Consider the following 14,175-nt stretch of genomic DNA (forward strand, 5'->3'; position numbering starts at 1 on the left):
AGTGGCGGTGGGCGAATGGAGCTACAGGCACTGCTCTCGGAAGCTGGCCGGGTAAACCCCTACCAGCTGTATGCGCAGCTGCACAGTGCCGGTGCGGCGAGCCATCTCGATGTGTCGAAAGACGGCTACGACCTCGCCGTCTTCGGCTATGACGCCGTCAACCAGCTCCTGCGCGACGGCAGGTTCCGCCAGCTCGACGCCGACTACCTCGACGTGCACAGCCCGCGCTGGCGCGAGCACCCCGTGCTGCAGACGTTGCGCGACTCCATCTTCTTCACCGACGGGCCCGAGCACGCCAGGCTGCGCCGCCTCGTCGGGCAGCTCTTCACGGCCCGCCGGGTCGCGGTCATGGAGCCGGCGATCACCAAGCTGATCCACGACCGGCTCGACCGGATCGCGCAGCTCGGTGCCGACGGCGACACCGTCGACTTCATGGCCGAGTTCGCCTACGCCGTGCCCAGCTGCGTCATCGGCGACCTGCTCGGCGTGCCCGAGGCGGACCGGGGCTGGATGCGGCCGAGGGTGCTCGCGATCAGCGCCATCTTCGAGCTCGACGGGAGCACCTGGCCCAACATGACCAGGGCCGACGCGGCGACGCGGGAGCTGACCGCCTATTTCGCGGGACTCGTGGCGCAGCGGCGGCTCGACCCCCGCGACGACCTGATCAGCGACCTGGCCCGGCTGCAGGCCGAGACTCCCGGCGTCTTCAGCGATGCCGAGCTCATCGCCAACCTGATCACCCTCTTCAACGCGGGCTTCGTCACCACCACCCACCTCTTCGGCAACGGGCTCGCCATCCTCGCCGACCGGCCGGAGCTCCGCGACGAGCTGGTCGAGTCGCCCGAGCGGGCCCCCTCCTATGTGGAGGAGATTCTGCGGGTCGAGCCGCCGGCCCACTTCGTCGTGCGGTACGCGTCCAGCGCCGAGACCGTCGGCGGGCTCCCCTGTGACGAGGGCAGCACCATCCTCGTCATGCTCGGTGCCGCCAACCGCGACCCGAGCATCTATGCGGAGCCCGATGTCTTCGACCCGAGCCGGTTCGACGCGGGCGGCCCGGTCACGCCGATCCTCACCTTCGGCGCGGGCGGCCACTACTGCCTCGGTGCGGCGATGACCCGGCTCGAAGGCGCCATCGCCTTTCCGGCGATCTTCGAACGCTTCCCGGGGCTGCACCTCGCCACCGAGCCGCCGCCGCCGACCCAGCTCATGTTCCGTGGTCACGACGTGCTCCCGATCAGGCTGCGCTGAGATGGCAACCCGCCCCGATCATCACGAGAGCGCCCGCGAGGGCGCTCTCGTGCACTCCGCGTCCGAATCGCATTCCGCCGCAGAAACGACAGAGCGGGAGTTCCCGCTCTCCCTGCATCAGCGGCGGATGTGGTATCTCTGCACCGCCTACGAGGGCACCGCATCGCCGATCGTCTACCTCGCCAACCGCTTCACCGGGCCGCTCGACGTCGTCGCGATGGGGCTGGCGGTCGACGCCGTCGTCGCCCGGCACGGCGCGCTGCGGACCCGGTTCACGGTGACGCCGGACGGGCCGCGGCAGCTCGTCGCGGCCCCCGCCGGGCTGCCGACGGAGTTCGTCGACGTCTCGGCCGACGATGCTCCGCTGACCCGGGCGAACGAGCTCGTCGCCGAGCTGACCGGCGCCCTGCTCGATCTGGCCGGTGGCGGGCCGCTGGTGCGGTCCCGGCTCATCCGGATCGGTGCGGACGACCACGTCTGGTGCTTCGCCGTGCACCACATCCTCGCCGACGGCGCCTCGGCGGCGATCGCCGACGGCGAGGTGGCCGAGTTCTACCGCGCGGCGGTCACCGGCACGGCACCCCGGCTGCCCGCGGCGCCCATGGGCTATGGCGAGTTCGCGCTGTGGCAGGCCGGGGGCGGGGGTGGGGCGACCGACGACGACCTGCGCTACTGGCGCAAGCAGCTCGGTGGCGTACTCCCGCTGGAACTGCCGACCGACACGCCGCGACCGGCGGTCAAGAGCACGCGGACCGACCAGGTGGACCGGCCGCTCGACCTGGAGCTCACCACGGAGCTGGAGCGGTTCGCGCGAGCGGAGCGCAGCACGCTCTTCATGGTGCTGGTCACGGCGTTCGCGGTGGTGATCGGTGCTCGCAGCGGTCAGGACGACTTCTGCATCGGCGCGCCGGTCGCGGGCCGGACGCTGATCGAGGTCGAGGAGTCGGTCGGCCTGTTCAACAACACGCTCGCCCTGCGGGTCGACCTCTCGGGCGAGCCGTCTTTCCGGGTGCTGCTGGGCCGGTTGCGCGCCACCATCATCGACGCGCTCGGGCGGCAGAACGTCCCCTTCGGACAGATCGTCACGGAGCTGGGACTGCCGCACGACCCGAGTCGCACCCAGGTCTTTCAGACCATCTGCTCACTGCACACCGAGTCGGGACCGGGGACCGACATGCACGGACTGCGGGTCGAGCCCTTCGGGGTCGGCAAGCCGCAGACCATTCACGATCTCGTGCTCGACGCCTGGCGCGGCCCCACCGGGCTCGCCGCGTCGCTCCGGTACGACACCGGTCTCTTCGCACCCGCCACCATGGAAGCGCTGATCCGGGAGTACGAATCGACCCTTCGGGCGGCCCTCGCCGAGCCCGATAGGCGACTGACCCGCTAGAACGCCCCCTCAGCTGGTCGCCGGCCCCTCCCACGGGGTCACAGCGACGCCGTCAGCGACCAGTTGATGAGGTGCTCTGACCCCCAGATGCCGCGCCAGCAGCAGAATGAGGCCCCGATGAGCAGCCATATCGCTGTCTTCAACATCCCCGCGATCGGTCACATCTTCCCCACCCTCGGCGTCGTCGAGGAGCTGATCCGGCGTGGGCACCGCGTGACCTACCCGGTGATCCCCGAGCGTGCCGGCGTCGTCGGTGAGACGGGCGCCCGCACGGTGCCCTACAGCTCGCTGCGCCCCTCCGACCGGGACCCCAACTTCGCGCCGCCGGACCGCTCGGAGCACCTGGGCCGCAGCCTGCTCAACTTCCTCGCCGAGGCCGACGCGACGCTGCCGGAGCTCGCGGCGGCCTTCGACGGCGACCAGCCGGACCTGATCCTCTTCGACCGGCTCGCCTTCGCCGGGCGCGTCTACGCCGAGCAGCGGGGAATCCCGTCGATCCAGCTCTGGCCCATGATGATCTCGTCGAAGGAGTGGTCGATCGCGAACGTCGTGCCGATCGACCCGACGCACCACACCTTCGCGGAGTACAACACCAGGCTGGCGAAGTTCCTCGCGGACCAGGGGCTCACCATCACCGCCGACGAGTTCCTCGACCCGGCCGTGCGGCGCAACCTCGCGTTCTATCCCCGCGCCTTCCAGTACGACGGTGACAGGTACGGCGCCGCGTGGGAGTTCGTCGGCCCGTGCACCGGCGACCGGGCCGGCCGTTCGGGCTGGACGCCGCCCGCCAGCGGCCGTCCCGTCGCGCTGATCTCGCTCGGCACGCTCAACAACCGCCAGCCGGGCTTCTACCGCATGTGCTTCGAGGCCTTCGAGGGCTCGCCCTGGCACGTGGTGCTCCCGATCGGCCAGCGGATGGACCGGTCGGAGCTGGGGCCGATCCCGGCCAACTTCGAGGTCGCGGCGACGGTGCCGCAGGTCGACATCCTCGACCACGCGCAGGTCTTCGTCTCCCACGCCGGGATGGGCGGGGTGATGGAGGCGCTGGGTGCGGGCGTGCCGCAGGTGGCCCTCGCGGGCACGCTGGAGCAGGACATCAACGCGGGCCGCCTGGACCAGCTGAACATCGGTGTCCGGCTCTCCTTCGCTGATCTGACGGCGACCGTGCTGCGCGACACCGTGGAGCGGGTGGCGGTCGATCCGGTCATCGCGGAGTCCGTGGCACGTCTGCGTAAAGACGTGCTCACGGCTGGTGGTCCCGCCCGCGCCGCCGACATCATCGAGTCCTGCCTGCCGTAGCGCATTTAACTGTATCGAGGCTGGTCTGTGCAGTGTGGACCAGCCTCGATCACCTGCGGCACGGGCGGACGGGATCGTGCGCGGAAGCGCCGAACTGCTCGGCCGAACGGATGTGTTCCGCCATCGACGAATAGTGCAAATTAGATTGGCCGATCAACGGGGCAAGATCGCTGAGAAGTATGTAAGAAACTTTACTATTTCCTGCGATGGTTGTGCGTCGGCTTGTGATCAACACACGCCCCCTCTGGGCCGATGGAGGTTCATCTAGTGACCATTCTTACGAGACGGCGTGCCCTGGCCGGACTCAGCACCCTCGCGATCGCGGCGGCCACCCTGGTCGGCGCGACGAGCACCCCGGCCGTGGGCAACCTGCCCGCGCGCTGGGTCGGCACGTGGGGCACGGCCACCACCCTGGCGAGTCTCGGCAACACCGGAGGCTCCCTGACGGGCTTCAACAACCAGTCGATCCGTCAGATCGTGCGTACGTCGGTCGGTGGCGAGAAGGTCCGCATCCGGCTGACCAACGCGTACGGCAACCAGTTGCTGACGATTGGACACGCCACCGTCGGCAAGCCCGTCTCCCCGGGCTCGGCCGACCTGGTTCCCGGCAGCATCCGGGAGATCACCTTCGGCGGCAGCGAGTCCGCCACCGTCCTCAAGGGAGCCGACCTGGTCAGTGACCCGGTCGACCTCGCCGTCCCGGCGCTCTCCGAGCTCGCCGTGACGATCTACCTGCCGGTCGCGACCGGACCGACGTCGTGGCACTGGACGTCCCGGCAGAGCACGTTCATCTACGCCGGCGACAAGGCGGAGGATGCAACGGGTGCGGGTCAGACCGCCACCCTGCAGCACTTCTTCTTCCTCGCCGGTGTCGAGGTCGCCAGCCCCACCGCGCTCGGCACGGTCGTCGTCCTCGGTGACTCGATCAGTGACGGCTCGGGCGCGACGGTCAACGCCAACAAGCGCTGGCCCGACCTGCTGGCCGGCCGGATCGTCAACACCTGGCCCGCTCTGGGCGACCCCGGCGTGCTCAACGAGAGCCTCGCCGGCAACCGGGTCACCCGTGACGGCGCCGAGCTGCCCTTCCCGGCGCTCGGCACCAGCACGCTGGCCCGCCTCGACACCGACGCCTTCGGGCAGCCGGGTGTCCGCACGGTCATCGTGCAGGTCGGTATCAACGACATCCAGCTCTCCAGCGAGCCGACGGCGAACATCATCGCCGGTCTCCGCCAGCTCGCGATCCAGATCAAGGGTCACGGGGTGCGGGCGCTGGTCAGCACCCTCGGCCCGTTCGAGGGCTACCCGTCCTGGAACACGGACCGGGAGGCCTCCCGGCTCGCGGTCAACGAGTACCTGCGTACCACCGACGATTTTGACGGTCTGATCGATCTCGACAAGATCATTCGTGACCCGGCCGCCCCGAGCAAGGTGCTCCCGGCGTTCGACAGCGGTGACCACATCCACCCGAACGACGCGGGTGCCGCCGCGATCGCCAACGCCGTCTCGCTCTGGCTGCTCTGATCCGACGATGACGCCCCTCACCATCCCGGAGCTGCTCGCCGCGCGAGCGGCCGACCAGCCCGGGCACGTCGCCCTCCTCGCCGCCGACGGCACGGGGACGGGCGGCGGTGAGGGGCTCACCGCGGCGCAGTGGCAGTCCCGGTCCATCGAGATCGGGCACGGGCTGCTGCGCCACGGGATCCAGCCGGGCGACCGGGTCGGGCTCGTCTTCGGCGGGTCCGGCTGGCTCGACTACGCGATCGCGTTCACGGCGGTCACCGCCGTGGGCGCGGTCGCGGTCCCGCTCTCCGAGCGGCTCCCGCCGACCCGCATCCGCGAGGCCCTCGACCACTGCGGGGCCACCGCGACCATCGGGGCGGGCGGCCTCGATCTCGCGCAGCTCGCGGGCGGTCCCACGACCGATCTGGGGGTACGCCCGGCGCCGGACTCCCTCGCCCAGATCATCTACACCTCCGGCACGACCGGCACCCCCAAGGGCGTCGGCGCCACCCATGCCAACCTGACCTTCGGACTCGACCCGGTGCGCCGCCCCCTCGGGCACTCCAGGCACCTGCTGCACGCCTTCCCGATCGGCACCAACGCGGCGCAGTCGATGCTCTGCACCAGCCTCGTCGCCCGGCCGACCACGGTGGTCGCCTCCCGCTTCGATCCCGACGAGTTCGCCAAGCTCGCCGAGGCCCACGCCGTCGGCACGCTCTGCGTCGTACCCGCGATGGCGATCGCCCTGCTGGAGGCGGCGGTCTTCGACCGGCACGACCTCGGCAGCGTGGTGCTCGTCGCCTCGTCGGCCGCACCGCTGCCGCCCGCGATCGCCCGCGACCTCGCCGCCGCGCTGCCCGAGGCGACGATCGTCAACAACTACACCTCGACCGAGTCGGCACCCGCCTTCACCAGCATGGTCTTCGACCCGCAGCGCCCCGCCTCGGTGGGCCGCCCGGCCGGGGGTGCCCGGCTGCGCATCGGCCCGCCCGAGTCGCCCGTCGCGGCCGCCGACGAGGTGGGCGAGGTCTGGCTGCGCTCCGAGACGGCCACCCGCAGCTACTACGCCGACGCCAACGCGACGGCCGCCACCTTCCGGCAGGGCTGGGTGCGCATGGGCGACCTCGGCTACGTGGACGCCGACGGATACCTCTACCTCGTCGATCGCGCCGCGGACATCATCACCACCGGCGCGCACAAGGTCTCCACCCTCCGCGTCGAGGCGGCCCTGCACGAGCACCCCGCCGTCGTGGAGGCCGCCGTGCTCGGCCTGCCGCACCGGGTCATGGGCTCGACCGTCGCGGGCGCCGTGGTGCTGCGGGAGGGCGGTTCGCTCGACGACGTCCGGGCCTTCCTCGGTGCGCGGCTCGCCCCGCACGAGCTGCCGACCCGGCTGATCGCCCTGGATGTGCTGCCCCGCAACGACGGCGGCAAGGTCCGCAAGGCCGACCTGCGCGAACTCTTCACCCTCGCCGCAGCGCCGACACGCTCGGGCCCGCCGACCACGCCGACGGAGGTGGCCCTCGCCGGGCTCTGGCGCGAGCTGCTGCGCGGCCCGGCGCCCAGCCTCGACGACGACTTCTTCGCCCTCGGCGGCGACTCCCTCGGCGCCACCCGGCTCGCGTCGGCCGCCGCGGAGCGCTTCGAGGTCGAGGTCCCGGTCTCCCTCATCTTCGAAACCCCGTCCCTGGCAGGCCAGGCCGCCCGCCTCGCGGACCAGATCGCCGCCGCGCAGGCCGCTGCCGCGCTCCAAGACCGCCGCAACTCTTCAAGAGTTGGTCCTGAAGCGGACTCCGGCGCGGACGCGGATGGCACCGGCTCCTCAGCGGATGACACCAACTCTTCAAGAGTTGCGGCGATCTTGGGCGATGGTGCTTTCGCCGGGGGTGGGATTGCGCTCACGTCTACACAGGAGAGCATGCTGGCGTGGATGTGGGCGACCGGGGAGCCGCGGGACGTCGGGCCGATCAGCGTGGGCATCCGGGTACGCGACCAGCTCGATCCCGCGCTGCTGGAGCGAGCACTCAGCCTCGTCATCGCCCGGCACGACGCGCTGCGGACCGTCTTCACCCGGGTCGACGGGGTCACCACGGCACGGGTGCTCGACGAGTGCCCGCCGATCGTCACCGTCGTCGACGCCGACACCGATGAGCGCGCCGCCGAGCTGGTCCGCGCCGATCGGGAGGGGCTCTTCGACCTCGCGAGCGGTCCGCTGGTCCGGGCCGTGGTGGTGCGGATCGCCGATGACGATCACGTACTCGGGCTCGCCGTGCACCACCTCGTCTTCGACGGCGCCTCGATGGGGGTGCTGCTGGGGGAGGTGGGGATCGCCTACTCGGCCCTGCGTACGGGCACCCGGCCCCGGGAGCGGGCGGTGCGGTTGGCGTACCGGGAGTTCGTGGCGTGGACCCGCGAGAGCTGGGCGCGGACGCTGCCGCACTGGCGCACGACGCTGGCGGGCGCGCCCGCCTACCTGGAGCCCTTCCGGGGCCGGGCCGAGGTGGGCCGGATCCGGAGCGCGTCGCTGGAGTTCACCGTGGCGCCGGAGACGACCGAGGCGCTGCGCCGGGTCGCCACCGAGCACGCCGCGACCCCGTTCATGGTGATCGCCGCGTGCTGGTCGGCGGTCCTGTCGCACTGGACCGGCACCCACGACATCATGATCATGTCGCCGGTTCCCGGTCGCACCCGCCCGGGTACCGAATCGCTCATCGGCTGCCTGGTGCAGTCGCTGCTGCTGCGGGTCGACACCTCGGGTGACCCGACCTTCGCCGAGCTGCTGGCGCGGACCAGGTCGGCGGCGCTCGCGGCGCTCGACAACCAGCATTACCCGTTCGCCGAGTTCTATGACAAGCACCAGGGCGCGTCGTGGCTGCGGGTGGAGAGCTGGGCCGGGCCCGCGCACTTCCCCGGCCTCGTCTCGGAGTCGTTCGAGCTGCCCCGGGCGCTCGACGCCGACTGGCCGACGCCGGGCGGCGAGCCGGACCGCCAGGCGCCCGAGTTCGCGGTGGTGGAGCAGCCCGACGGCTCCCTCTCGGCGTGGCTGCTCTGGAACCACCACGCCTTCGCGCGGTCCACGATGGACGAGATGGCCGCCGACCTCAGCAGGTGCCTGGCGACCGCAGGTGCCGATCCGCACATCCGCACAGCACAACTGCTCAACCTGGAGTGAAAATGAGGGCATCGATCGCCCAGCACGGCATGTGGCTCACCGAGCGGCTCGGGCTCGCGGGCACGAGCTACCACATGCCGCTGCCGGTCCTCCTCGACGGACCGCTCGACCGGGACCGACTCGTCGACGCCTGCGAGGCGGTCATCGCCCGCCACGAGGTCCTCGGCAGCGCGTGCCGGGAGCTCGACGGCACCCTGCACCTGGTACCCGCGCCGCACCGGCCCGCCGTCGAGCTGGCGCAGGTCGACGACGTCGAGGCGTTCCTGCACGCGGAGTCGGTGCGCCCGTTCGACCTCGCCGAGGGGCCGCTGATCCGGTGCACCCTCGCCGCGCTCGCTCCCGACCGGCACCTGCTGCTGCTCGTCGCGCACCACCTCGTCTTCGACGGCGAGTCCAAGGAGGTCCTGCTCGGGCAGATCGCCGTTGCATACGGCGGTGCGGAGGCCTCCGTCGAGGACGGCTTCGCGGCCGCGATCACCGCGCAGACCGCGGCGATCGCGGAGCTGCTGCCGGCCGCTCGCGAGCACTGGTCGGGCTGGCGGGCGCCCGCCGAACCGTCGCTGCCCGGTGTGCGCCCGAGCGCCGGAGTCACCCCCGGCGGCATCGTCGACCTGCGGCTGCCCGGTCTGGGCCCGGCAGCGGCGACGCTCGGCGTCACCACCTTCGAACTCCTGCTCACCGGCGTGCTCACGCTCCTTCACCGGTACGCCCAGGCAGCCGCCCCCGCCGAGTCGCCCCGCACCGAGCCGCCGACCGTGGCGATCGAGCTCGGCACCCGTCCCCGCGACGCCCGCGACCTGATCGGCCTGTTCGTCAACGAGCTGCCCGTCACCGCGGCGCTCACCGGCGACCGCACCGGGGCGGAGGCGCTCGACATCGTCCGGGACCGGCTCCGCGAGACCTACCAGGTCCGCCCGGTGCCGCTGTCGCACGCGGTGACCGGGCTGACCCCGCGCGCCGCGCTGGCACCGGTCTCGCTGAGCTACCGGCGCCGCCGGGGTGGCGATCCGGAGTTCACGGGGCTGACGGCACGGCCCGACTGGTCCGCCTTCCACCACGCCGCCCGCAACACGCTGCACCTGCACGCGGTCGACGAGGGCGACGGCGACCTGCTGCTGCGCGCCCAGTTCAGCCCGGACGTGCTCGACGTGTCCGATGTGGAGCGGATCGGCGAGCACCTGCGCGCCCTGCTCGACGCGCTCGCCGCCTCGCCGGAGGCGCCGATCGGGGAGCTCACCTTCGTCGGGCGGGTCGAGCGCAAGCGCCTGCTCAGCACCTGGAACGACACCGAGCGCCCCGGGACCGGCCCGGCCACGCTCGCCGAGCTCGTCGCGGCGCAGGTGTCGGCGAACCCCGAGGCCGTCGCGGTCGTGGACGGGGACCGATCGCTCACCTACGCGGAGCTGGCGGCGGGTGCCGATGCCGTCGCGGCGGGGCTGCACCGGCACGGGATCGGTGCGGGCGACCTCGTCGCCGTCTGCGCGCCCCGGGACGCCTCGCTGCTGGTGGGGCTCCTCGGTGTGCTGCGCGCCGGTGCCGCCTATCTCCCGTTGGATCCCGACTACCCGGCTGCCCGGCTGGCCTTCCTCCTCGACGACGCGAGCCCGTCGGCGCTGGTGATCGACGGGTCCGTGACGGTGGTGGGGGAGCGGGTGGGCGTACCCACCGTGGTCGTCGGGAGCGTGAGCGGCGACGGCCCGGCGCCTGCCCTGGCGACCGAGCCCGACGACCTGGCCTATGTGATCTATACGTCCGGCTCGACCGGGCGGCCGAAGGGCGTCCAGGTCGAGCACGGCTCGGTGGTGAACCTGCTGGCGGCGATGCGCGAGACGATCGGTACGGGCCCGGGCGACCGCTGGCTCGCCGTCGCCTCGCACGCCTTCGACATGTCCGTGCCGGAGCTGTGGCTGCCGCTCGCGACCGGCGGGACCGTCGTGCTCGCCACCCGCGCCCAGGCGATGGACGGCGAGGCGCTGCTGAAGCTGGTCCGCGCGGCCGGGATCACCCACGCGCACCTGACGCCCTCGACGTGGCAGCGACTGCTCGACGCCGGCTACGACGAGCCCGGGATCGTCGCGGTCGCCGGAGCCGAGGCGCTGCCGCTGCCGCTGGCGCGGGAGATCCTGCGCCGCTCGGCCCGGCTGCTCAACCTCTACGGCCCGACCGAGACGACGGTCTGGTCCACGGCGGACGAGCTGGTGGAGCCGCTGACCGAGGTGACGATCGGGCGGCCGCTGGCGAACACGACCGCCCTCGTCCTCGACGCCGAGGGCATGCCCGTGCCGCAGGGGATCGTCGGCGAGCTGTGCCTCGGCGGAGCGGGCGTGGCCCGGGGATACCTCGGGCGGCCCGAGCTCACCGCGGCGCGGTTCGTCGAGACGCCGTGGGGGCGGCTCTACCGCACCGGCGACCGGGTGCGGCACCGCAACGACGGCCGGATCGAGTTCCTCGGCCGCGCCGACGACCAGGTCAAGGTACGCGGCTACCGGATCGAGCTGGGCGAGATCGAGGCGCGGCTCGTCGCGCACCCGGCGGTCACGGCGGCCGCGGTGACCGTGCGCGACGACGACCTCGTCGCGCTGGTCGTCGGGGCCGACGCGGTCGGGTCGCAGCTGCGCAAGCACGTCGCGGAGGCGCTGCCGCCCTACCTCGTGCCGTCGGCGTTCGTGCTGGTGGAGGCGTTGCCGCTCACCACCAACGGCAAGCTCGACCGGGCCGCGCTGGCGGGGCTCGCCGGTCGGCCGCTCGCGGCGGAGGACCCGGCCGAGCCCGCCGCCTACGAGGGACTGTCGCTGCAGGTCTACGAGATCTGGCGGGAGGTGCTGGGGCACGGCGAGATCGGGCCCGACGACGACCTCTTCGACCTCGGCGGGCACTCGCTGACGATCACGAAGATCTCGGCGCGGCTGCGGCAGCGACTCGGCATCGATCTGCCGCTGCACGTCTTCTTCGAACAGCCGACGATCAACGGGATCGTCGCTGCCGCAGCCCTGCTCTAGGAGAGGTTCAGCCAGAGTTCGTCGTACCCCCGCAGCATCAGCTGCCGGGGCGTCGCGGGCGGTTCGGCGATGCTGATCTCGTCGAACCGCTCGAAGAGCGCCTGGAGGCCGCGCTGGCCCTCCATCCGGGCCAGGGCAGCGCCCATGCAGTAGTGCGGGCCGCCGCCGAAGGCCAGCGTCGAGGTGTTGGGCCGGGTCGGGTCGAAGGTGTCCGGGTCCGGGAAGTGACCCGGGTCCCGGTTGGCGGCGGCGAGCAGCACCAGCACCCAGCTCCCGGCCGGGATCAGCGTGCCGCCGATCTCGACGTCGTTGACGGCCTGGCGCACGCTGAAGTGCGTCGGCACGTCGTAGCGCAGAATCTCCTCCACATAGGACGGCATGAGCGAGTAGTCCGCCCGCAGGCGGGCCAGCAGCTCCGGCCGCTCCAGCAGCATGCTCAGCCCGTTGCCGAGCAGGTGCGTCGTGGTGACGAAGCCGGCGTTGAAGACGACGACGAGGTTGGCGATCAGCTCCTCCGGCGAGAGCTGCCCGCTGTCGGCGTCGCTCGCCTGCACGAGCGCGCTGATCAGGTCGTCACGGGGCTCCTCCCGGCGCTTCGCGGCGAGCTCGGCGAAGTAGTCGGTGATCTCCACCGAGGCGGTGTTGGCGACCTCGACGTTGTGCTGCGTCGCGCCGCCGAGCTCCAGCAGCCGACCCAGCGCGTCGGCGCGAGGCCGGTACCACTCCCGATCCTCCTCCGGTACGCCGAGCAGCTCACCCAGGACGTTGGCTGGCAGGGGGAAGGCGTACTCCCGCATGAAGTCGACGCGCTCGCCGGACTTGACGGTCGCCTCGATCCGGTCCAGCAGCCCTTCGGCGATGCTGACGACCGCCGGGTCGAGGTTGGTGATCCGGCGGGGTGTGAAGGTCTGCCCGAACATCCGCCGCATGCGCGAATGCCGGGGTTCGTTGCTGAAGAACATCGAGTTCATGAAGACCGCTTCGGTGCGGTGCTCCGCCCAGGTGGGCACGAAATCGAGCCTGGTGCGATCGCTCACCCGGATGTCCGGGCTGCGCAGGAGCTGACTGACCGCCTCGTAGCCGTGCACGATGAACGTGTAGCGGCTCTCACCGGGTGTCACTGCGCAGACCGGACCGCGGGCATGCAGTTCGGCGTAGAACGCGTACGGGTTGCGCCGCACGGCGTCCGTGTGCAGGGTCGCGAGCGAGACCGTCTCGATGGTGCGACCTGCGGGGTTGAGCGTCATTTAGGAGTCCTTGTCACCTGCGTCCCACAAGAGCAGGTCGAGCGGGATGGCCTTCGCCATCGCTTCGTTACCCGCGTCGTTGGGGTGGATGTGGTCGCCGCTGTCCCATTCGGGGCGCAGCTTGGTTGGGTCGGCAGGGTTGCGCAGCGCCATGTCGAAATCAATGATGCCATCGAAATCAGTCGTTGTCCTGATGTAGGAGTTGACTGCCAGACGCACCGAGTCCAGCGAAGGCGTGTAGGTCACCACGCCCGGTGCGGACTCGAACCCGTTCCACGGGGAGAGCGTCGCCACCAGGACGCGGATGCCGTCGGCCTTGGCCAGAGCGGCGATCTGCTGCATCGCGGCGATGATCGTGTTGGCGTCGCGCTTGCCGAGCCAGATGTCATTGATGCCGAGCGCCAGGATCACGGTGTCCACACCGGGCTGAGCGACGACATCCGAGTAGAAGCGGGCGAATCCGTTGGCGCCGAGCTCGGGGAAGCCGAGGCCGGTGCCGTCGCCGGTGAGGCGGTTGCCGGTGAGCCCGGCGTTGAGGATGCCCGGTGCGTTGCCGCCCGGCGACTCCTTGTTGAGCCTGGTCGCGAGGTAGTTGGTCCAGCGGTGACTCGCATTGACGGTGGTCATGAACCCGTCGGTGATGGAGTCGCCGAGAACCACGATCGCGCCCTCGCCGGTGCGGTTGAAGACGTCGACGCCGGTGACGAAGTAGTAGTTGTTGCGCGTCTCCGGCAGGTTGGCGCCACTGGCGGAGCCCGACTGGTCGCCGGAGCCGATATACGCCGTCTGGCGGGCGTAGACGTGCCACGTAGAAGGTCCGGTCTCGACGGGGAGAAAGACGCTGACCGCCAGATCAGCGCCCCAGGGCACCTCCATGTCGACCGCGTCGCTGACCGCTGTGCCGCCCGGCGGGATCGTCACGGACTTCTGGCCGCTGAAGGTCGCGTCCTTCACGGATCCCGGCTTCAGATCGCCGGGTCCGGCGTCCGGCCACGGCAGGGCGACGGTCGCGTGGCCGATCGTGAGCGCCTGGGTGCCGTAACGGTTGGAGAATCTGACTCTGGCCTTCGTCCCGCCCACCGACGTCCGCACGATCATGCGGATCGTCTGGTCGGTGAAGCCGGTCTTCGACTTGCCCGCACCTGCCGGAGCCGGGGCCATCGCCCAGGACGCCACCCAGCTCTCCGGCGCGGGTGCCTCCCGATGGGCGTTTGCGGTCGCGACCAGAACGGTCGAGCCCACCGTCACGGCGGTGACGAGGGCGAGTAGAAGCTGTCGCTGCCGGGGGCTGCTCATCGTGACTTCCTCACAGTGTGTGAA

General features: G+C 71.4%; 8 protein-coding genes. 6 read left to right on the top strand and 2 right to left on the bottom strand.

Annotated elements, in window-relative coordinates:
- The first annotated feature begins 15 nt into the window (after window positions 1-15).
- The 6 genes from F4553_RS29550 to F4553_RS29575 all read left to right on the top strand — a co-directional run bounded on the left by F4553_RS29550 (window position 16) and on the right by F4553_RS29575 (window position 11,608).
- Entirely contained in the window at window positions 16-1,248 is a 1,233-nt protein-coding gene (locus tag F4553_RS29550) for a cytochrome P450 (RefSeq protein ID WP_184842418.1), read from the top strand.
- Window position 1,249: 1 nt separating this feature from the next.
- Entirely contained in the window at window positions 1,250-2,638 is a 1,389-nt protein-coding gene (locus F4553_RS29555; RefSeq protein ID WP_184842421.1) for a condensation domain-containing protein, read from the top strand.
- Window positions 2,639-2,755: 117 nt separating this feature from the next.
- Window positions 2,756-3,937, top strand: coding sequence for a macrolide family glycosyltransferase (locus F4553_RS29560; protein ID WP_184842424.1), 1,182 nt, complete (start codon window positions 2,756-2,758; stop codon window positions 3,935-3,937).
- Window positions 3,938-4,189: 252 nt separating this feature from the next.
- A complete protein-coding gene (locus F4553_RS29565) occupies window positions 4,190-5,458 on the top strand; it encodes a GDSL-type esterase/lipase family protein (RefSeq protein WP_184842427.1) in 1,269 nt (422 codons plus the stop codon).
- A 7-nt stretch (window positions 5,459-5,465) separates the two neighbouring features.
- Complete coding sequence (locus F4553_RS29570) at window positions 5,466-8,609, top strand: condensation domain-containing protein (protein ID WP_184842430.1); 3,144 nt, start codon at window positions 5,466-5,468, stop codon at window positions 8,607-8,609.
- 2 nt (window positions 8,610-8,611) lie between these two features.
- Window positions 8,612-11,608, top strand: a complete 2,997-nt coding sequence (locus tag F4553_RS29575) for a non-ribosomal peptide synthetase (protein WP_184842433.1) — start codon at window positions 8,612-8,614, stop codon at window positions 11,606-11,608.
- On the opposite strand, the gene F4553_RS29580 is transcribed toward F4553_RS29575, so the two are convergent.
- Window positions 11,605-12,855, bottom strand: a complete 1,251-nt coding sequence (locus F4553_RS29580; RefSeq protein ID WP_184842436.1) for a cytochrome P450 — start codon at window positions 12,853-12,855, stop codon at window positions 11,605-11,607. The two genes, F4553_RS29575 and F4553_RS29580, sit on opposite strands and share 4 nt — an antisense overlap.
- Complete coding sequence (locus F4553_RS29585) at window positions 12,856-14,151, bottom strand: GDSL-type esterase/lipase family protein (protein ID WP_184842439.1); 1,296 nt, start codon at window positions 14,149-14,151, stop codon at window positions 12,856-12,858.
- Window positions 14,152-14,175 lie beyond the last annotated feature (24 nt).

The sequence above is a fragment of the Allocatelliglobosispora scoriae genome (genome assembly GCF_014204945.1).
GTDB classification, from domain to species: Bacteria; Actinomycetota; Actinomycetes; order Mycobacteriales; family Micromonosporaceae; genus Allocatelliglobosispora; species Allocatelliglobosispora scoriae.

Bases quoted from the DNA above. Each gene is read 5' to 3' on its own strand.
- F4553_RS29565 (WP_184842427.1), top strand. From the start codon at position 4,190: ATGGAGGTTCATCTAGTGACCATTCTTACGAGACGGCGTGCCCTGGCC.
- F4553_RS29580 (WP_184842436.1), bottom strand. From the start codon at position 12,855: ATGACGCTCAACCCCGCAGGTCGCACCATCGAGACGGTCTCGCTCGCG.
- F4553_RS29555 (WP_184842421.1), top strand. From the start codon at position 1,250: ATGGCAACCCGCCCCGATCATCACGAGAGCGCCCGCGAGGGCGCTCTC.
- F4553_RS29585 (WP_184842439.1), bottom strand. From the start codon at position 14,151: ATGAGCAGCCCCCGGCAGCGACAGCTTCTACTCGCCCTCGTCACCGCC.
- F4553_RS29550 (WP_184842418.1), top strand. From the start codon at position 16: ATGGAGCTACAGGCACTGCTCTCGGAAGCTGGCCGGGTAAACCCCTAC.
- F4553_RS29560 (WP_184842424.1), top strand. From the start codon at position 2,756: ATGAGCAGCCATATCGCTGTCTTCAACATCCCCGCGATCGGTCACATC.
- F4553_RS29575 (WP_184842433.1), top strand. From the start codon at position 8,612: ATGAGGGCATCGATCGCCCAGCACGGCATGTGGCTCACCGAGCGGCTC.
- F4553_RS29570 (WP_184842430.1), top strand. From the start codon at position 5,466: ATGACGCCCCTCACCATCCCGGAGCTGCTCGCCGCGCGAGCGGCCGAC.